The organism is Psychrobacter sp. CX14, assembly GCF_057396205.2.
The window spans coordinates 2930516-2952446 of record NZ_CM183187.1; the positions used below are offsets into that span (position 1 = coordinate 2930516).

At 42.4% G+C, this 21931-nt stretch carries 14 protein-coding genes; 8 read left to right on the forward strand and 6 right to left on the reverse strand.

Annotated elements, in window-relative coordinates; all coding sequences use genetic code 11:
• Positions 1-278 precede the first annotated feature (278 nt).
• The 3 genes from AC2SLO_RS11515 to AC2SLO_RS11525 all read right to left on the reverse strand — a co-directional run bounded on the left by AC2SLO_RS11515 (position 279) and on the right by AC2SLO_RS11525 (position 6578).
• Positions 279-1520 carry a multidrug effflux MFS transporter gene (locus AC2SLO_RS11515; protein ID WP_486541717.1) on the reverse strand — a complete coding sequence of 414 codons (1242 nt, stop codon included), beginning with the start codon at positions 1518-1520 and terminating at the stop codon, positions 279-281.
• A gap of 550 nt (positions 1521-2070) precedes the next feature.
• A complete protein-coding gene (locus AC2SLO_RS11520) occupies positions 2071-2886 on the reverse strand; it encodes a crotonase/enoyl-CoA hydratase family protein (RefSeq protein WP_486541715.1) in 816 nt (271 codons plus the stop codon).
• A 134-nt stretch (positions 2887-3020) separates the two neighbouring features.
• Positions 3021-6578, reverse strand: coding sequence for a histidine kinase dimerization/phospho-acceptor domain-containing protein (locus tag AC2SLO_RS11525; protein WP_486541713.1), 3558 nt, complete (start codon positions 6576-6578; stop codon positions 3021-3023).
• A gap of 208 nt (positions 6579-6786) precedes the next feature.
• Between AC2SLO_RS11525 and cysM the strand changes: the two genes are divergently transcribed.
• The 8 genes from cysM to mutM all read left to right on the forward strand — a co-directional run bounded on the left by cysM (position 6787) and on the right by mutM (position 17489).
• Entirely contained in the window at positions 6787-7734 is a 948-nt protein-coding gene (gene cysM / locus AC2SLO_RS11530; RefSeq protein ID WP_486541711.1) for a cysteine synthase CysM, read from the forward strand.
• 91 nt (positions 7735-7825) lie between these two features.
• Complete coding sequence (locus AC2SLO_RS11535; RefSeq protein WP_486541709.1) at positions 7826-8641, forward strand: 3'-5' exonuclease; 816 nt, start codon at positions 7826-7828, stop codon at positions 8639-8641.
• Between the two features lie 253 nt (positions 8642-8894).
• The gene (locus AC2SLO_RS11540) at positions 8895-9905 is read left to right on the forward strand and encodes a Bug family tripartite tricarboxylate transporter substrate binding protein (protein ID WP_486541707.1); all 1011 of its coding nucleotides are present in this window, start codon (positions 8895-8897) and stop codon (positions 9903-9905) included.
• A 76-nt stretch (positions 9906-9981) separates the two neighbouring features.
• On the forward strand, positions 9982-10437 hold the full coding sequence (locus AC2SLO_RS11545; protein ID WP_486541705.1) for a tripartite tricarboxylate transporter TctB family protein: 456 nt from the start codon (positions 9982-9984) through the stop codon (positions 10435-10437).
• Between the two features lie 4 nt (positions 10438-10441).
• Positions 10442-11944 (forward strand): tripartite tricarboxylate transporter permease, encoded by a 1503-nt coding sequence (locus AC2SLO_RS11550; RefSeq protein WP_486541703.1) that lies wholly within the window; start codon positions 10442-10444, stop codon positions 11942-11944.
• Positions 11945-12088: 144 nt separating this feature from the next.
• Positions 12089-13651: a 23S rRNA (uracil(1939)-C(5))-methyltransferase RlmD gene (rlmD, locus tag AC2SLO_RS11555; RefSeq protein WP_486541701.1), complete on the forward strand. Its 1563-nt coding sequence runs from the start codon at positions 12089-12091 to the stop codon at positions 13649-13651.
• A 272-nt stretch (positions 13652-13923) separates the two neighbouring features.
• Positions 13924-16548, forward strand: a complete 2625-nt coding sequence (locus AC2SLO_RS11560; RefSeq protein ID WP_486541699.1) for a RelA/SpoT family protein — start codon at positions 13924-13926, stop codon at positions 16546-16548.
• Between the two features lie 14 nt (positions 16549-16562).
• Complete coding sequence (gene mutM, locus AC2SLO_RS11565; RefSeq protein WP_486541697.1) at positions 16563-17489, forward strand: bifunctional DNA-formamidopyrimidine glycosylase/DNA-(apurinic or apyrimidinic site) lyase; 927 nt, start codon at positions 16563-16565, stop codon at positions 17487-17489.
• Positions 17490-17627: 138 nt separating this feature from the next.
• Here the strand turns inward: mutM and mscL are convergent, their stop codons facing one another.
• The 3 genes from mscL to AC2SLO_RS11580 all read right to left on the reverse strand — a co-directional run bounded on the left by mscL (position 17628) and on the right by AC2SLO_RS11580 (position 21550).
• Entirely contained in the window at positions 17628-18056 is a 429-nt protein-coding gene (mscL, locus tag AC2SLO_RS11570) for a large conductance mechanosensitive channel protein MscL (RefSeq protein WP_486541695.1), read from the reverse strand.
• Between the two features lie 274 nt (positions 18057-18330).
• Complete coding sequence (typA, locus tag AC2SLO_RS11575; protein WP_486541693.1) at positions 18331-20181, reverse strand: translational GTPase TypA; 1851 nt, start codon at positions 20179-20181, stop codon at positions 18331-18333.
• 202 nt (positions 20182-20383) lie between these two features.
• Positions 20384-21550 carry an OmpA family protein gene (locus AC2SLO_RS11580; RefSeq protein WP_486541691.1) on the reverse strand — a complete coding sequence of 389 codons (1167 nt, stop codon included), beginning with the start codon at positions 21548-21550 and terminating at the stop codon, positions 20384-20386.
• Between the last annotated feature and the right edge of the window lie 381 nt (positions 21551-21931).

Here is a 21931-nt window from a genome sequence, read left to right on the forward strand (position 1 = left end):
CTGAGAACGGATTAAGCAAAGCACTGCTTTGCCCGTTCGCAAGGCGAGAGCTGTGCTCGAGTGAGGCTGATGCTAAAATCGCCCCAGACGTTGTTGCAAACCTAGTCAAGGTCTAGACATTAACGACGGTTTACGCCTAGTCTGAAACAATTTTAGCTATCAGCAGTGCTAATTTGCGAATGTTGCACACGCCCTAATTTACTAGACCAAAAAAGCGCTGCCTATTTGCAGCGCTTTTTATTGATAAAAATATCAGGATAATGATTCATCCAGTCCGTTTAATCGGCATTGTCTAGATTTAACTTACCATCAATTTTAAAGATTAAGAAGGTGCCCAAACACATTAATAAGAACATGGTCGCACCAAGCTTAAATACTGGATTTACTGGGAACATATTTAGTAAAAGTCCGCCGAAAATACCCACACAGAACATTAACGAGCCTTGAAGCGCACTGGCCATACCAGCACGGTGTTTTTGGAACGCTAAAGCAATGGCTGAGGCGTTTGGCTGCGTTAAACCTAGACCAGCAATACAAAAGAAGATGCAGGTTAATACCAGTGGTAGCCAAGCTTCTGAACCAAATAAAACCCCCAATATTAGCAAACCTGTCGCCGCAGTAACCTGCAATAATGCACCAAAGCGCAATAACGAGATGAGACGGAAGCGATTGGTCAAGAATTGGTTGACCTGAGTGAGAATAATAAAGCCTGCCGCATTCATACCGAATATTAAACTAAACTGGCTTTCGGTTAATCCGTACCCGTCCATTAATAGCTCAGGCGCTGCACTAATATAAACGAACATCGACCCCATCAACATACCGCCGCCAATGGCCGGAAAGCCGAATGAGGGATCTTTTAATAAGTCGATATATTGACTAATGATGGTATTGAATGGACGATGGCTACGGTTCTCTTCGGTTAAAGTCTCTTTAAAGAAGAACTTAGTTAGTAACAGGTTTAGGATGCCAAAACTGGCTAAGAACCAAAAAATTGCGTGCCAGCTAAAGAAAGTCAAAAAGGCTGCACCCAGTGATGGTGCCAAAATTGGTGCTAAGCCCATGACCAATACCATGATCGAAAACGCTTTTGCCATTTGCTTTGGTGGCAATGTATCTCGAATCGCCGCACGGGTAACCACAGCACCAACACATGCCCCTAAGGCTTGTAGTGTTCGCGCCGCAAACAGTACATATTCATTGTTTGTGGTGGCACAAATGAGCGAGGCGATAACATATAACGTCATCCCAAAATACAGCGGCTTTACTCGGCCGACCCGATCACTTAGTGGCCCATAAACCAATTGGCCAAATACCAGACCAGCAAAATATGCAGGTACAGAGTTTGCAATTTGAGCGGTACTGACACCGAAGTCATCTGCCATACGCGGCAGCGCCGGTAAATACATATCAATAGATAAAGGACCGATGGCAACAATCAGTCCAAGCATCATAATCCAAGCGACCGGTAACTTTTGGTCGCTGGAATGAGTGTTGTGATGAGTTGAATTATTTGACATAAAAGATACGCACACCTAACAATTTAAGAAAAGCATCCTCACACAATGGGGTGAGTGCTTATTTATTTCTATAGATTCAGTTATGATTATTCGTTATGAACACTTATTAAATAAATATTGGTTTGCTTTACTCTTCTCTCTGCCTAGACTTTCGATCAAGCTATAAGCGGTTGACTTGGATAGATTAAGACCATTTAAGAGGAACTCGGAGCCGACCACTTAATAGCCAATAGTATTCTATTAGCTAGGCTATTCAAACAATGTTCAGTAAATGGGGTAGACTGCCAATGTAGGCTAAGATATTCGGTTAACAGCGGATTAAGATAATGTACTGCACCAAAACACCTCATCAAGACATCAAGTGCAAGATATCAAGTGGACGGTACGCGCTGTTAAAGATGAAGGGTTAAGCAAAATCAGAGTTACATGATAACCAATTTATGACAACTTACCTACCCTTACACCCCGTCTATTCAACTAAAATTACGCACACTGTACCTAATGATAACTTAAGGATGCGCTTGTCTACTTAACTCGCTATATGACTCGGCTATTTAAATTGACGCTTTAAGAACGCCACGCTGCTGTCTTTAGCTTTTTTGATGGCAAGTTTACGGTTTTTGCCCCCTGCCATCAGCTTTAATTGCCACACCTTCTCATTGTATAGAGCCACTCGGCTTTGCTTGGTCATGCGGTTGATGACACGTTTGCCAGCGAGTACTGCATCTGGCGAGCGTGTGGCAATTTCGGCCGCCAAGGCTTGTGCCCGCTCGTAAGGCGCGTCATCCACATGAGTAAAGACACCGAGCTCTTGCGCTCGTTTGCCATCAATCATACGCGCGGTCATGGTCAACTCTTTTAACACGTCAGCACGCACCACATGTAGCGCCGACTGTGTCAGTCCCATATCAGGCACTAAGCCCCATTTGGCTTCCATAATTGCCATCTGACAATCAGCCGTGGTAATCCGAATATCACAGCCCAGTGCTAGCTGCATGCCGGCACCAATACAGTAGCCGTGCGTGGCGATAATAACCGGCATCGGTACTTCTCGCCATACGAGGCAAACGCGCTGAAAAATGCTTTGCTTCGGTTTGACCAATTCATACAGACCCATCAATGCATTCTTTGGATTGTTTAAATCACCCAAGTCAATCCCTGCACAAAATGCATCGCCCGCACCGTTAATAATAATCGCACGAATACTGCGATCCTTTTTAAGACGCTCAGCCACATCAATCAGCTCACGCATCATCTGAATGCTCATGGCGTTCTTTTTGTTTGGACGGTTTAGAGTAATCGTTAAGATATTATCTTGTTCACTAAGCGCTAATAGTGGATAGCTTTTACGAGTAATGGCTGACATAACTGACCTCTTTATATAAGTAAAATAAGGGTAATAAACGTTTTTCTAAATATGACCTTTTTAAATAGTATTTTCTAAAAAAATTTAGCGCTAAGCCATCGACAAATAGGGATTAAACGACTGAATCAAAGGGGCTAAATCATTTTCCAGGTCATGTCATTTTCACTGAGCGTTTTTGCATCATTCGCCTGCATTTGCTCTTCAATGTAATGCTCTAAATCTAGCGTCTGCAACGTTTTAAGACTGCTGATTAGACGCTTATAATAATTCTCTAACATCTCAAACTGAGCCGGAATTGTGTGCTGCACATTCAGTAAACATTTATCTTCAAAGTCTTGGCTGGCTTGACGGATTTGCGGTACCCCCGAATAGCGACTGGCACCCAAAATACGGTGCGATATTTGAGCCAGTTCTTCACGGTCTCGCATCTCCCACGCAGCCTCTAACGCATGAATCTCTTCTGGCACAGACGCTTGCATCATAACTAGTAGCTGCTTGGCCAAATCTGGTTTATTTGCAGAACGCACCAAGGCATCTTTCCAATCGACCACAGGTAATTCATCATGAGACTTTATATTACCCTCACTGTTAACCGTATTCGCTGAATGAGTTTGCGGCTCAGGCTTAGTCAATCCTGTCGCAATATTCGGCGACTTATTTGCTGACGCACGGGTTGGCGCCTCGCCACCTTTACCAAGCCAGCGCTGAAGGATTTGCAATAATTGCGGACGACTAATCGGTTTACCCACATAATCATCAATACCGGCAGAGATAAGCGTGTCTTTACCATCGGCAAGGCCATGCGCGGTTAAGGCAATAATCGGCAAATGCTTTTGATACGCTTTGTGACTGCGTTTTACCTCTTCTTCTAGCTGACGTATCTTTTTGGCCGCTTCATCGCCAGACATACGCGGCATTTGCACATCCATGAACACCAGATCAATACGGCCTTTTTTATCTTGCGCCTTATTATCTAAATCTATGGCACTGTCTATACTACTCGGATTAGCCCTATTCGATAATTGATAAGTCTCAGACATGACCTGCCGGCTAATAATATCCACCGCATCATAGCCGCTACTGGCCGTTACCACCTTAATACCAAGCTCACTTAATAAGGCATCTAATACCAATAAGTTCGGCAAGTGATCATCAACGGCTAATACTGTCGTTCCTTGCCACGTTGGGGATGCCACCATGGTCGACATACTGGCCGTACGCGTATCGAGCATACGATATAGCTGTCGCTTGTCTAAAGGTTGGTACAATCCAAGCGCTTTATAACGCTCTAATAGCAGTGCATCTAGTGCAACCTGATAACCAAAAATGGCCAGTTTACCTTGATAATGCAGGCGAATTTGTTTTAATAAAGCGGCTCTGTCCTCACGTGCCTCACTGTTTCCGCCATCAATAATAACCCAATCCCAACGGTTGCCACCCTCTTTTAATTTTTCAAGCGCACCGGCCAGTGAGCGTGCTATAGTCACATTAATGCTCAGTGGTCTGACTGCCGCCATAAATACCTGCATGCTAGAGGCGTGATTGATCCAAACTAGCATTTCAAACGGCGTATCACCGTTACCGTCCGCTTGAGCAAATGGGCACAATACCGGCAATTGCACCTTTTCTTCGTTATCGATGCTATCAAAACTGGCACCAAACTCGATATCGTCAGGCACATCCATCTCGACATGAGCCGGAATGCTAAACCAGAAAGTTGCTCCAGAACGCAGCGCAGCTTTGCCCATAGGATTGCTGTTTAAACCGCTACTGGCAATCCCTGATTCTGACAAAGACATCTGTTCGTTATCTCGTTCGCTGTCATTGTCATAAAAGCCAATTTTACCGCCCATCAATCGAGTCAATTGCTTAGAGATTACCAAGCCCAGCCCTGTACCACCATATTGACGAGTAATCGATGGGTCGCCTTGGCTAAAGCTTTTAAACAGCTGAGTCTTAGCTTTCTCGGAAATACCATGTCCTGTGTCTTGAATGGCAATATGAATCATGCCGCCAGACTTAGCTTTGTTGTTTGAGCTGCGTTTACTGCCTTGCTGCGCATTATCTGCATCTGACTCACTGTCGATAATATAGGCATTGTCAATGGTCTCTACTTCATCAATGCCAACACGCACCACCACTTCACCCACATCTGTGAATTTAATGGCATTACCTACCAAATTGGTCAACACCTGCTTAACGCGTAGCGCATCACCAATAATGGTATTTGGTACGTCGTTATAGTACATCACCGCCATGCGTAAGCCCTTCTCAGCAGCAAGCGGCGATAGCATATCCATCACATCATAAATGGCCGAATATAAGCTAAATTCATGCTTATCGAGGACCAGTTTGCCCGCTTCAATTTTCGAGAAGTCCAGCACGTCATTGACCAGCGCCAATAAATGCGCCGATGATTTACGAATGGTTTGTACATATAAGTCTTGCTCGGCCGTAAGCTCACCATGACGTGCCAGCAGATTAATAAAGCCGTCGATACTGTTTAACGGGGTGCGCAGTTCATGACTAATATTGGCCAAAAAGGCAGACTTGGCTTGGCTACTGGATATCGCCTGATCCCGTGCTTCACGAATAAAGATGTTTTGCATCTCCATCTCATCGAACGCATCACGTAAGTCATCTTCGGTCTGATCAGAGTGGTCTTTTAATTCTTGAAAATCGCTATACAGTCGGCGCAATGTTTTCATTAAATCCTGCTGCAACTGATTTAGCTCACCGCGCGAATCGGTATTGACCGGCTGATACATATTCTCTGGTGTAATTTGCTGCAGATGTAGGCGCAAGTCATAAATTGGCGCAATCCACCGTTTAGCATAGATATTTAAACTCAATAACAAAATCAATAAGGTAAATAAACCGGTTACCCCAAGTCCTAGCCACACCTTTAGCTGAGCAATGGTTAATGGCTCATTGTCCATATCGACAAATAGCCAATACTTAGTGCCCTCATACTCTCCTAAGAGATGACCATAGGCGGTGCCTGCTGATGTCGGCACGCCCTCAATAAAGCCATAAGCATCTGCCGCTTCTTGATTGATAATAACCGCCCACGACATGGCGTTTTGATCACCTGATGAAGCCACTAAATTACCCTTGGCATCCACCACGGCCACGCGCTGAATATGTTGATTGTTATTCATTGAAGATAAGATAAAGCTAATACGTTTTTGCACATCGTCTAAAGAATGCAAATTCTCCTCAATGACTTGATTGTCAGCAAGCGTGTTATTTAAAGACAGGTTTAGTGAGCTGGCGCCTGTATTATTGGGTGTGCTTTGATCCTCAACTTCTAACTCATCGCGGTCAGTACGCTCAGTATTATCATCCGTATTTTGTGGTATATCGCTTGATGTATTAGAGTTATTAGACCTTTGAGATAGAGCGGGTAAGCTATTTTGAGCCGAAGCTGATAACTCTGGGTCAACTTCCCAATTACTTTGGATATCGCCGATGCCTTGACTGTTCAAAATCACCGGCAATATTTGTTTTACCATCGGCTCATAACGAATTAAAGCCGCCGTCGCTAAAGTACGCTGCTCAGACTCAATGGCTTTACTCGATTCCTTTTCAACCAAATACGCGCCCACCGCTGCCAGTAATACAATGGGTGAAAACACCATCAAAATAAGCTGAGCGTAGGCACTACTAAAATCGAGTATTTTTGTTCGCATGGTTTAAACTTTTATAATAGTAAAATAGAAAGGAAAACGGGCAAGTTTAGCCGTAGCCATCAGCGGTCAATAGAGACTAAAGCACCAGCTGTTAAGTGTAACAGTTTTTCGACCTATTGCAGATAACTTGCTGAGTGTCAAAATGCTATAATCCTCCACATTGATATTCTATATAACCCACACTTACCTTTTTGAACTGAGAGCTTTTATGTCAAAATCAACTCAACTTCCGGTTAATTTCATCGAACAAGTGACTACTTTATCGCATTGTGTTGGCAACACGCCATTAGTCGCATTACAGCGTTTGCCAAAGCTTGAAGGTATCAGCGGTCAGGTACAAGTTTTGGCCAAGCTTGAGGGCAACAACCCTGCCAGTTCGGTAAAAGACCGTCCTGCTTTTAATATGATTATGCAGGCCGAAAAACGTGGTGATATCAAGCCAGGTGACACCTTGATTGAGGCCACCAGCGGTAATACCGGTATCGCATTGGCCATGGTTGCCGCAATGCGTGGTTATGAGATGATATTGCTAATGCCAACTAATTCGACTCAAGAGCGTAAAGATGCGATGGCCGCTTACGGTGCGACATTAATTGAAGTCGACGAAGGTATAGAAGCGGCACGCGATCAAGCACTGCAATTGCAGGCAGAAGGCAAAGGCATTGTGCTTAATCAGTTCTCAAACCCAGATAATAGTGCTGCTCACTATGAAACAACTGGCCCAGAATTATGGCGCCAGACTCAAGGCCACATTACCCATTTCATTAGCTCAATGGGCACCACAGGCACTATTTCAGGCACTGGTAAATATTTGAAAGAACAAAACCCAGATATCCAAGTAATTGGCCTACAACCTGATGAAGAAGCATCTATTGCAGGTATTCGCCGCTGGCCTGAAGCGTATAAGCCAGAGATTTTTGATGCCAGTGTGGTAGACTGTGTTATTGATATCAATCAGCATACAGCAGAGGAATACATGCGTAAACTGGCCCGTACCGAAGGTATTTTGGCCGGTGTATCCTCTGGTGCCGCTACTTGGGCTGCGCTGCAAGTTGCTGCTGAAATCCAACACAGTCAGCCGGATGCAGTCGTTGCCTTTATCGTTTGTGACCGTGGTGATCGCTACTTATCGACAGGTTTGTTTACTGCTGAGTAATACCTTTTTAAAAGTTTAACTTTGTCGTGGTTATGGCTGAGTCATGACTACTGTTCATTCGTTTGATTATCGTCTATAGCATGGTTTAGATATGATGACAGATTTTCCTAATACGCCGCTTTTGGTTTTTGATATCGAGACCGTTGCCGATTTAGACGGGGCGCGCCAAGTCTATTCGCAACTAGCAAAGCTTAACGATGAAGACACGCTGACGGCATTAAACAACTTACGTCTGCAAGAGTCAGGTCATACCTTTATGCGCCTGCCATTGCAGCGTATCGTCTGCATTTCTATGCTATATATTAAAGACGGTCAGTTCTCTTTGTTTTCATTGACCGGTGAAACAAAAAGTGAAAAAGAGATTATCCAGACCTTTTTTAGAGCCTTTAAGGATATTAACAACCTCCCTCAACTAGTGAGCTGGAATGGTTCTGGCTTTGATATTCCAGTGCTGATATATCGGGCAATGCAGTATGATTTAAGCGTGCCATTGTTATTTGAAGAAGGTAACCGAATAAATAGTATGCGCTTTGATAACTATGTTAATCGCTATCAAAGCAGACATCTGGATTTGATGGACCGCTTTAGTCAATACGGCGCAAGCCACAGAGAAGCCATGCACGTAGTTGCAAGCTTATATGGCCTGCCTGGTAAAACCGATATTGATGGCAGTATGGTCGGCGATTTAGTGCAGCAAGAACAGTGGCATAAATTGGCTATTTATTGTGAATCAGATGTACTCAATACATGGTTGATTTATTTACGTTGGCAACGTCTAAGCGGTAAACTATCCTCTAGTGACTTTGAGGCGTGGCAAGCGGAAACTCGAAGTTATTTAATATCCAAACTAGAAAAAGATGGCAGTGTGCGCCATCAAGAGTTTTCGGCGTGTTGGCAGGATACCTAAAGTATTAACCTATAGATAATATATGACTAGATTAGAAAATTTATAAAGAAGTATTGAGTTTTTCTAATTTTTGTTGCATTATCTGTGAGCTATAGCATGGATGCTTCATAGTCTATTCATGAGTAATTTTTCATCTTATGAGCATCAACTTACCAAGTTGAACCAACCCGTTTTAAAATCTATAACATTATTGATGACTCTTCGATTTATTAGTAGTCATTAAGTGATAAAAAACACAAAAAAGGAATTTAGTGTGAAAAAACTATCTTATTTAGCTATTGGACTATCAATTCTATCAATAACTGCTTGTAACAACCCTTCTGAATCAACTTCAACTTCTACTGATCCTATTGGGGAACCCTCTCGCCCTGAATGTATAGCCCCAGCTAAACCTGGCGGTGGCTTTGACTTAACCTGTAAACTTGCTCAGTCTGGCTTAAAAGAAACTGGACTACTTGAAAAGCCAATGCGGGTTACTTATATGCCTGGTGGCGTGGGAGCAGTTGCCTATAATAAAATTGTCAGCAATGATCGTGAAAACAATGATGCCATTATTGCTTTCTCAACAGGTTCAATACTAAACCTTTCGCAAGGTAAATTTGGAAAGTATACCGAACAGGATGTCAAATGGTTGGCCGCAGTTGGTACTGATTATGGTGCCGTTGCAGTAAGTGCCGATTCGCCAATTAAAAACCTCGAAGACTTAGCCAAAGCGCTAAACACCGATCCTAAATCAGTGAGTTTTGGTGCGGGTGGTAGTGTTGGTGGACAAGACTGGCTCCAAACCGCTATGTTCGCTAAAACAGTAGGCGTTGATCCTAGTAGTATGACCTATGTCGCCATGGAAGGTGGTGGAGAGGCTATAACTGCTGTACTTGGTGGACATATTACTGCCGTCAGCTCTGGTATAGCAGAAGTAATGCCTCAAGTTAATGCTGGAAAGCTTCGTGTTTTAGCAGTCTTTTCAGACGAAAGACTAGAGGGTAATATGGCAGATATTCCAACCGCTAAAGAACAAGGCTATGACGTAGTATGGCCAGTTATTCGCGGTTTCTATATGGGGCCAGATGTAAGTGAAGAAGCTTATAATTGGTGGAAAAATAGCTTTGATAAAATGTTAGCCGACCCTAAGTTTGCTGAAATCCGTGAGCAAAGAGAATTATTACCTTTCTCTATGACGGGTGAAGAATTAGAACAATACGTATATAAACGTACTGGAGAGCTTAGAGAATTATCCTCTCAATTCAATCTTATTGAGCAATAATTAATCTCTAGAATGGTAAGAGTTGGTTTAAATACCTTTTCCAACTTTCTTACTTTCAAGCTTTAGGAATGAAATTATGACAATGGAGCGTCTTTTCTCTGGTCTTTTAGGAGCTATCAGTCTATGGCTAATATATTTAGCAATAGGCTATACGGCACCAATTGCTTACGATCCAATAGGACCTAGACCTTATCCAATATTAATCTTCTCGCTTCTTGCATTGGGCTTATTTATTGTTGCATTAAGACCCTCAAGGTTTACCAAACAAATAGACCTGAATTTCAATCCAGCTATTATTCGGAACTTAATTCTATGTGTAATAGCTTTAATTATTTATGGTTTATTTTTCGAGACCCTTGGATTTCCTATAGCAACCACCCTAATGTCTTTCGCCGTAGGTATTCTATTTGGAGGCAACCCTGTTAAAAGCTTTGTATTCTCTGCAATTCTTAGTGTCTTTTTATATATCCTATTCGATATATTTTTAGATGTTAAGTTACCACTCGGGTTTTTATCAGGCATAAGGGGTTAAATTTATGGAAACTTTTGACTTTTTAATGCATGGTTTCGCCATTGCAATGACCCCTAAAAACCTGCTTATCGCTTTTATAGGCGCATTTTTAGGTACCATCGTAGGTATGTTACCAGGATTGGGTCCTATAAATGGTGTTGCAATATTGCTGCCATTTGCTTATGCCTTAGGTCTACCCCCAGAAAGTGCTCTCATTTTATTAGCAGCTGTTTACTTAGGATGTGAGTATGGTGGTCGAATTTCTGCAATCTTAATTAATGTTCCTGGTGATGCAGGCGCCATTATGTCTACCCTAGATGGCTATCCTATGGCCCGACAAGGTAAAGCAGGTATTGCATTATCCTTATCTGCGGTTAGTTCATTTGTAGGTGCAACTATTGCCACTATAGGCGTTGTCTTATTTGCACCACTACTAGCAAAATGGGCCGTATCTTTTGGTCCTGCTGAATATTTTGTACTAATGGTATTTGCTATTACTTGTTTAAGCGGGCTTGTCGGGGATCAACCTATTAAAACTGCTATTTCAGCCTTGATAGGTTTAGGCTTAGCAACAGTTGGAGTTGATGCAGTAACTGGTATCTATCGATTCACTTTTGATTCAGTTCATCTTTCAGATGGTATACAATTCACCACCATTGTTATTGGTTTTTTTAGTGTTAGTGAGATACTTATACTATTAGAGAGAACTACGACTGGGCATAAAGTTATTGAACAAGGCAAACGGAGTTTATTAAACTTTAAAGAGTTTATGTTTAGCTTTGCAACGATGTTACGCAGCGGATTAATGGGTTTTATCGTAGGTATCTTACCGGGGGCTGGTGCTACTATCGCAAGTGCTATGACTTACGCTAGTGAAAGAAAAATAGCGGGTAAAAGTGGTACTTTTGGAGAGGGCGATTTGAGAGGGGTTGCTGCACCAGAGGCTGCAAACAATGCTTCTGCATGTGGCTCTTTCATTCCAATGTTAACGTTGGGCGTACCTGGTTCTGGGACCACTGCAGTAATGATGGGAGCTCTTACCCTTTACAATATTACACCTGGTCCTCAATTGTTTGCTGAGCAACCTGACATTGTATGGGGTTTAATTGCCTCTCTATTTATATGCAATATTATCTTATTAGTATTAAACATACCCTTAGTAGGCTTTTTCGCAAAACTGTTAAATATTCCAAGTTATATGCTTTTACCTGCCATCGCAGCCATTAGTTTTGTGGGTGTCTATTCAATTCATAGCACTACCTTCGACTTAATTTTTATGGTAGCTCTTGGTGTTTTTGGTTATTTTTTAAGAAAGTTAAATTTCCCTCTATCTGCTCTAATTTTAGGTTATGTTCTGGGAGAGTTAATGGAATCTAACTTGAGACGTGCATTATCCATTTCTCAAGGTGAATTAGGGATATTATGGAGTAGCCCCATCACTTTAGCACTATGGTCCTTATCAATATTAATGGTATTTGTACCGTTCTTTCGCAGTATTTATATTCGTAGATATAAACCTCGTACTTAATTTAAGCCTAGATAAAAGGTATAAGAGTAAAGGCATCCATAGGGTGCCTTTTTAATATTTATAGCTCATTAAACAATCCCCTGTGCTAAAATCTCTCCTAATTCAAACCCCATTTTCATGTACATTCAACAAATAGGCAGGTTTATGCAGCCCACCGATACAATGAACACCTCACAAAACAAAGCAGAGAACACACCGGAGAATACAGGTAAATCAGCTCTTGCCGCAGCGCCAAGCAAAAAGCTATCGAAACCAAGCTCACGTGTACGTCGTCGTCTAAAAGAAGCGCCACCCCTGCCATTTAAAGTAGACGGCTTATCTCATGACGGCCGCGGCGTAGCTGTTTATGGCAATGAATTTGGGGTGGACGACGGTCACACGGAAGACAAGCATGGCAAGAAGGTTTTTGTCAGCTTTGCCCTGCCAAATGAATCAGTCAACGTGCGCTTAACCAATAGCCGCAAAAGCTTTGAAGAAGGCGATGCGATTGAGATATTAGCCAATCCACATCCAGAACGCCAAACACCGCCCTGCCCTCATTTTGGTGTTTGCGGTGGCTGTAGCTTGCAGCATTGGCAACCAGATGGTCAGATTGCATTTAAACAAACCGTATTGGCTGAACTATTAGACCATCAAGCTGGTGTCCAGCCTGATAACTGGCTTGCGCCTGTGATTGGCGATCGCTTGGGTTATCGAACTAAAGCGCGTATGGGTGTGCGTTATGTCGCCAAAAAAGAAACCGCCCTAGTAGGTTTCCGTGAGCGCAACAGCAACTTCCTAGCTGAGCTAAACGAGTGTCATATTCTCGATGAGAGTATTGGCTTTGAGCTTGAGAATCTAAAAGCGTTAATCAGCTCGCTAGAGGCCCGTGCTCATATCGCCCAGATTGAGCTTGCAATGGGTGAGTCACAGCCTGATCTGCCTGATGGCGATCAACCGGTTGCCCTAATATTACGCCATCTTGAGCCACTCTCGGATGCTGATATCGACAAACTAAAAGAATTTTTTAAAGCACGTCATTGGCAGCTATACCTGCAATCTAAAGGTCCTGACAGTATTAAACGTATTGCTTTACATGAAGGTGACGATATTAGCGAGCAATTCGGTCGTTTGTATTATAAGTTACCTGAGTTTAATTTAACCTACGAGTTTATTCCTACTGACTTTACCCAAGTGAATTTATCGGTTAACCGTAAGATGACTAAGTTGGCATGTGATTTGCTAGATTTAAAATCAGGAGAGCGTGTTTTAGATCTATTTAGTGGCCTTGGCAACTTCAGTTTACCTCTTGCTCGTCTTGTTGGCGGTGAAGATGGTACGCAAGGTCTGGCGATAGGCGTCGAAGGCTCAGATGCGATGACGGCACGTGCCTCTGATAATGCTAAGCGAAATGGCATCACTAATACGGAGTTTTATAACCAAGACTTAACGCAAGATTTCAGCGACCAACCCTGGGCGCAGCAGGGTTTTGATGCGATTTTAATTGATCCACCACGCTCTGGCGCTTGGGAAGTCATGCAGTATTTACCAAGATTTGATGCTCAGCGCATTGTCTATGTATCTTGTAATCCTGCCACGCTTGCCCGCGATACCAAAGCACTTATCGAACAAGGCTATCGCCTTACAGATGCTGGTGTAATGGATATGTTCTGTCATACCGGTCATGTTGAATCGATTGCTCGTTTTGAAAAAGTGGCATTAGCTTAGACCGTTCTAACTTAGACCGTTCTAACTTAGACCGTTCTAACTTAGACCGTTTTAACTTAGGTCCAACTTAAGCAGTTATATTATCCTGAACACATTTAAACATTGGACAGAGAGCGGCTTTAGAGAGTTTTTATTGTTACCATCTCCTTACAGCTGCTCACACAGTGCGCCTTGAATTTTTATTTATAAATAAGATAATAATTAAGTAATAGAATAGTTATAGAGCGACGTACACTTTGTGGGTTGCCAGACGGATTTTGAGGGAGGAAAATTTGGTAAAGGTTCGTGAAGGGTTACCCCTTATTGACGGTCAGACAACACAAGAAGACAGCGCCTCCCTTGCTGCCCAAATGATTGCTCAGCAGCAACATGGGTATTACAACCCTGCCCGACCCTCTTTTGAGATGCTGAATGAAGACCTCAAAAAGCAGCTGACCACCTCCAAACTCATGACGGCGATGGATCGTTCCATCAGTAGTGAGCTATTACCGCTGAATGACCTCATTCATCCAAATAACCTTGAACTCGACACACTTACTTTTTCTAAAAGCACCCCGACGCCTTCTGAAAATAATCTAGCCAACCCGCAGTCTTCAGACTCAGCGGCGCCTAGTGATGAGCCTAAGAGAAACACTGTTCTTGCTGATAATACTATTATTGACTTGCCAGCTTGGTTAAAAGCGGTGGCCAATCGTGTCAATATCGATGAGTTGCCTGATTTAGCAAAGGCCTGTAATTTAATTGGCACTCAGTCAAGTCTTACAGAAGATAAGGACAATCGCTCTAGCGCCTATATGACAGGTATCGGCATGACCGATATACTGACCTATCTATACCAAGATGAAAATGCGCTGACTGCTGCCATGTTATATCGTGCTGCACGTACCACACTTATCTCTAATGAGCAGATTGAGGAGAACTTTGGTAAAGAGGTCGCCACCTTAGTTAAAGATGCGCTCGCAATGGGGCAGCTTTCTGAAACCATTGAGAGCAACAAGCGCTTAGAAGATCACTTTGCGAACAATCAGCGTGAGCAATTGTCTAACATCTACAGCATGCTTATATCTATGACCAACGACGTGCGTGTGGTACTTATTAAGCTTGCCGAGCGTACCTTCGCCATGCGTGAGCTGTCTTACGCCAGTGTCGAGCGCCAGCAACGTGTGGCGCGTGAGGTCATGACCATCTATGCCCCTCTTGCACACCGTCTGGGTATTGCACAAATTAAATGGGAGCTTGAAGATTTAGCTTTCCGTTACTTAGCGCCTGATCGCTATAAAGAGATTGCTAAGCTTTTATCTGAGAAGCGCAGCGAGCGCGAAGAATACATCGAGCGTGTACAGAAGCAGCTTGAAGAGGCTTTAAAAGAAGCCGGCATTAAAGGTGTGGTTTCTGGGCGCGTCAAACATATCTATTCCATTTATCGTAAAATGAAGCTTAAAGGCTTATCTTTTGGTCAGCTTTATGATATACGAGCGCTGCGGGTACTCGTTGATACACAGGCTGAGTGTTACCATACCCTAGGTTTGGTACATGGTATGTGGCGCCATATTCCTGAGCAGTTCGACGACTATATTACCAATCCTAAGTCGAACGGTTATCGCTCGCTACATACCGCCGTCATTGCCGAACATAAGTCATTAGAGATTCAAATTCGCACCCACCAAATGCACTTTGAAGCAGAGCTTGGTATGTGTGCCCACGTGAATTATAAAGAAGGTGGTAAGAATAAGCAGGACGCCTATCTTAGCCAAAAGATAAACTCCTTACGTCAATTACTGCTTGCTGGTAGTGATGCAAATAATAAGAATCTAGCGCTTGTAGGACTGCAGGATGATTTAGACCAAGAGCTTGATGAAGAAGAGCAACTGGTCGATTTCAATGAGCTTGAGCACATTTATGTGTTCAGCCGTGATGGGGATATTACCGAGCTGCCTAAAGGTGCCACCGTTCTTGACTTTGCTTACTATGTACATACCCAAGTGGGTAACCGAGCGCAGGCAGCTCGCGTTAATCAGCGCTATGTGCCCCTCACCTATCAGCTCAAAACTGGCGAGCAAGTAGAGATTATTACCAAGTCTTCTCGTGAGCCAAATAGAGATTGGTTGGTACCCTCTTTGGGTTATATTCATACCAACCGTGCTCGTTCGAAGCTACGTCAATGGTTTAATAAGCAAGACCGAGATAAGAACCTTGAGATTGGTAAGCAAATGCTCGCCAAAGAGCTGACACGCCTATCACTACATCCTAATAGTATTAACCTTAAAGACTATATTAAGCACTTTAATAACGTGAACTCTGCTGACGATATTTTGGTCGGCTTGGTCACTGGTGATATTGGTATCCACCAGCTAACAGGACATATCTCACGTGAGCTTGATCTTGTTACCGATAAAGAAGAGCAAGAATACACGCCGAGCGTACATCCTAAAGTCACCGGCAAGCTAGATGCTTATAAAATCAGCATTGATGGTCTAGATAACATTGAAATGCGCTTTGCCAACTGCTGTCAGCCTATTTATGGTGAGCCTATTGCAGGATTCATTACTCAAAGTAGTGGCGTCTCAATTCACAATCGCGGCTGTGCTGAGTATGCACGCTTGATTGAGCGCGAACCTGAACGTCAAATTCCGGCCTCTTGGGTATCGCAGCAGACCAGCTATCAGCCGGTTGAGATTATCATTGAAGCTTACGACAGACGCGGTTTATTGCGTGACTTGACTCAGGTGATTGACAAAGAAGATGTGAATATTCGCGGTGTCGATACCAACAGTGACGATGATAATATCGCCCGATTAAAGTTTAAGCTCGAAGTCACGGGGCTGTCTCAACTGTCTAAATTATTGGCAAAACTTGAGCAGCAACCGGGTATTCTACATGCCAGACGAGCCGTTTAACAACAAGAGGTATCATGCCTGAATTACCAGAAGTCGAAACCACCAAAAACAGTTTAGACCCTTTACTATACAAAACAGTCAGCGATGTACAAGTCTTTCAACCAAAGCTGCGTTGGCCCATCCCTGACGATATTGGCAAGCTAAAAGACCATACATTGTTGCAAGTAAAACGACGTGCTAAATACTTGATTCTAGACTTTGTACGTGACCCAGAGTCAGTTAATAGCAATGTGTCTTCTGATACTTTATCGCTTATCGTGCATCTTGGAATGTCGGGTAGCTTACAGCAATTCCCTGAAGGGACGCCTAAGCGTAAGCATGATCACTTGATTATTCATTTTTGTGCTCGATCCGTGGATACCAGTGATGCACATCAGTATATTCAGCTGCATTACCATGATCCGCGTCGCTTTGGCGCCATTCTATGGTTTGATGACTACGCTGACAAGCTATTTAACCATCTAGGCGCTGAACCCCTAGAAGCTGAGTTTACCGGTGATTACTTATATAATCGTATCCATCGTATTGAAGAAAATACAAGCCGTAAAACCTCTGCCAAACCAGCATTGAAACCGATTACTCGCCCGATTAAAGCAGTGATTATGGATCAGGTGTTTGTGGTGGGTGTGGGTAATATCTACGCCACAGAAAGTCTATTTTTATCTGGTATTCATCCCAGTACACCAGCCCATCTTCTAACCCAGCAGCAGCTCGCGACCTTATCTGAGCATATACGCGCGATACTAAAAAGCTCTATCGAAAAAGGGGGCTCTACGCTTAAAGACTTCACGGTTGCCAGTGGGACTACCGGTTACTTTCAGCAGACTTTAGATGTCTATGGAAAGTATAAACAGCCCTGCCCCCACTGTGATACACCTATTGATAAAGTGACCATTACCGGCCGTACCAGTACGTTTTGCCCACAATGTCAGCCCTTATAACTGATGATGCTGTAAACGGTTACAGTATTAAAGTTGTATAGCTATATAAACGTAGCGCACATAAAAAAGAGACCCAATTGGGTCTCTTTTTTATCTAATATATACCAGTAAATAATAAGTTGGCTTAGCTCAAAATACTTATTTATTTAATTTCGCGCTAATTTCACGAAGTAATAATACTTCTTCTGACGGTTCTTCAACCCCTTCTTCAACCTTATTTTTGCGACGTAAGTTATTCATACCTTTCACTAGCATAAAGATAATAAACGCCAAGATTAAAAAGTTAATTAATACGGTAATGAAGCTACCATACGCTAATATCGGCACACCCGCTGCCTTTAAAGCATCATAGTTTCGCGCAACGCCTTCAGGAATATCTCCTAAGACAAAGAACATATTCTTGAAATTAATTTGACCACCGAAGATAGCGGCAACGATTGGCATAATAATGTCTTCAACCAATGAGGTGGTAATCGTAGCAAATGCGCCACCAATGATTACACCCACTGCTAAATCCATTACGTTGCCTTTTAGGGCAAACTCTTTAAACTCTGACACCATACTCATGAACATTTTCTCCATAGACCTGACTATCGATAGTTTGATAAATAGCGTTATTCAGGTCACTAACTTTACTATATAATTGGGAAACAGATATTAACAACTTCTTAAATCCGTAACAACTTATTATTGTAGGCAATCTACATGATTTTATTCATATCATTACATAATAATAAGTGCGTTATGCAATTTAACACAAGAAAAAGGTTAACATAGTATCACTATGTTAACCCTGTCATTTTCTGTTTTACTTACAGTAACCCAGAAAACTTAAAACAAATTAGCTGTCTTTTTTGCTACGACCGTGACGCTTACGCTCACTTTCAGTTAAGTACTTTTTACGTAGACGAATAGATTTAGGCGTTACTTCAACCAATTCATCATCTTCGATAAACTCAAGCGCTTGCTCTAGTGTGAACTTAATTGCAGGCACTAAGGTCAACGCTTCGTCAGTACCACTAGCACGTACGTTGGTTAACTGTTTAGCTGTTGTTGGGTTAACAACCATGTCATCACTACGTGAGTTCAGACCAACAATCATACCTTCATAAACTTCAAGCTGAGGCTCAGCAAATAGTTTACCGCGTTTTTGTAGGTTAAATAGTGCATAACCTAGGCAAACACCGTTGGCCATTGATACTAGAACACCATTAGTACGGCCGCCAACTTCACCTATTTTCTGTGGACCATAATGCGAGAAGCTAGAGGTTAGGATACCTGAACCTGAAGTCAACGTTAGGAACTCAGAACGGAAACCAATAAGACCACGTGCAGGCATAACAGCTTCAATACGCATACGGCCTTTACCGTCTAATTGCATATCTGTCATCTCGCCTTTACGTAGGCCTACCTGCTCCATAATCGCGCCTTGATGCTGTTCTTCTACATCAAAAATAACGTTTTCATACGGCTCTTGTAGTTTACCATCTACTTCTTTAACAATAACTTCTGGACGTGACACACCAAGCTCAAAGCCTTCACGACGCATGTTTTCGATAAGTACTGATAAGTGAAGCTCGCCTCGACCAGATACTTTGAACTTCTCAGCAGACTCTGTATCTTCAACACGTAATGCTACGTTATGAATCAATTCACGCTCTAAACGCTCACGAATATTACGTGACGTTACGAACTTACCTTCACGGCCAGCAAATGGTGAGTTATTTACTTGGAAGGTCATAGAAACCGTTGGCTCATCCACAGTTAGCGGTGGCAAGGCTTCTACATGGTTAGGATCACAGATCGTATCTGAAATATTCAAAGAGTCGATACCAGTAATACAAACGATATCGCCTGCTTGTGCATCATCAACATCAACACGATCTAGACCATGATAACCCATGATTTTTAAGATACGGCCGTTACGAGTATTGCCTTCTTTATCGACAACTGTAACCGGTGTGTTTGTTTTAACGCGGCCACGTTCAATACGGCCAATACCAATAACACCAACGAAGCTGTTATAATCAAGGCTCGAGATTTGCATACGGAAAGGTGCCTCCGCATCCACTTGTGGTGGCTCTACAACATCAACAATGGTTTCAAACAGGGGCGTCATATCATCAGCAAGATCATCAGCGCTAAGGCCAGCGATACCATTTAGTGCTGAGGCATAAACCACATGGAAATCTAACTGTTCATCGGTTGCGCCTAAGTTATCAAACAGATCAAATATTTGATCCATTACCCAATCAGGGCGCGAACCTGGACGGTCAATCTTATTAATAACAACAATTGGCTTTAAGCCTTGTTCGAAAGCTTTTTGGGTTACAAAGCGTGTTTGTGGCATAGGGCCATCAATAGCATCTACAACAAGTAGTACGCAGTCAACCATAGACATAACGCGTTCTACTTCACCACCGAAGTCGGCGTGACCTGGGGTATCTACGATATTAATACGGTATTCGATATCTCTTTTAGGGTGCTGCCATTTGATAGCAGTATTTTTCGCTAGAATCGTGATTCCACGTTCTTGCTCAATTGCGCCTGAATCCATTGCGCGTTCCGCAATATTAGCACGTTCGTCAAAAGTACCTGATTGATGTAATAGTTTATCAACTAGGGTCGTTTTACCGTGGTCAACGTGAGCTATGATAGCGATATTGCGTAAGTTTTGTATTTCGTTAGACATAATTTTAAAGACTCAATATTTTTGCGGGTAATAATTAGTAACTTATTTTCAGGGCTGCAGTATAGCACTATTATGTGACAGTTTATAAACTCATTTTACAGCTTCGTTAAGAAAACATGAAAAAGCTACTTTTGATAAAAATAAAAAAAGCCACCAATTAGGCAGCTTTTTTTATAAATAACTACTAAAACAACTTAAGATATTATTGTACTTTCATATCTTTAGTTTGGTCAACAGTCATGGTTTTGTTACCAGTGATAACAGCATATACACGACGGTTCATTGCACGACCTTCTTCTGTATCGTTTGGCGCGATTGGACGGTCGTAACCGTAACCAATAGTGCTTAAACGGTTAGGAGCAACACCGAATTCGTTAGTAAGTGCAGTCTTAACAGCGATAGCACGTGCTTCAGATAAACGTTGGTTATAACGTGCTGAAGGACCAGTCTTAGAGGCGTGACCTTCGATGCTAGCTGAAGAGTTAGGATACTCGCGCATCTTCTCTGCTACTTTAGCAATTTCTGGCTTGTACTGATCTTTGATAACTGATTTGTCGTTATCGAAGAACACACGTAGTTCCATTTTCAGTTCGTCATCGATCTGAACTTGTTGTGGACAACCATTCTCATCAACAACTACGTTAGCTGGAGTGTTAGGGCACTGATCTAACTTGTCGATTACGCCATCATTGTCTGAATCTTGGTCAGCTTCAACGATAATAACTGGAGTTGGCTCAACTACTGGTTGTGGTTCAGCTTGTGGTGGTGCAACAACTGCAGGAGCTAAGTGACCGCCTAGAACAACTTCTAGACCAGCTAGACCCATATAGTCCCATAAATCATGGTCAAAGTTATGGATAGCACGCGCTTCACCACGTAGGCTTAAAGCGTCATTGATGCGGTACATAGCACCAAGACCTAGGTTACCGATAGTATCTTTAGTTTCAGCCTTGTTACCACTTGAATCTTTAATTTCAAGTTTCTGCTGACCAGCACCGATTAAAGCGTATGGACGGAATGCAGAATCACGGTAGCCTGAGAATTGATCGAAACCAATTAGGAAGTTACCAGTGATCATTTCACGCTCAGCATCACCAATTTTGTCATCATTGCGATTTAAAGCATCAGAGTCAGTAACACCGTACTCAATTTGAAACTGAGTTGATGGGGTTAGTTCGATACCTAGTGCAGCACCAGTATATAGATCATCTTCTTGATAGAAGCCAACTTCCTTTGCATAGTCATCATCGTCAGCTTCAGTGTAATGGTAACCTAATAGTAATGGGCTCACTGTTACACCAGCAGATGCCATCATTGGTACAGCAGTTGCCGCAGCAAGTATAGCTAAAGTAATTTTGTTAAGTTTCATAAACTTCCTCCAAGGGACGGTTTGTGTGCAAAAAACACTTGTATCTCTAATTTGTAGACACCCTACTCACTAAAATAGAGTTGGACACTAATTTACACTATCGCATAATAGCTTATATACAAATTAAATATTTTACAACATATTTTTTTGACTCTGTCTCTTTACATACACAAAGGTACTATAGATATACTTAGTAGCCACAATCTAAATATGTGACAGATAGATTGGTAGTGGAAAGGACAATAAATTAAGTTAATTAAGATAATAGTCTAAAAATAGTTATGTGTTTCATCAGTTATTAATGGCAATTCTAATACATGTGACAAAATACTTCTATCTTTTGACAGACATTTTTCACTAAATGTAACAAAATTTGACATT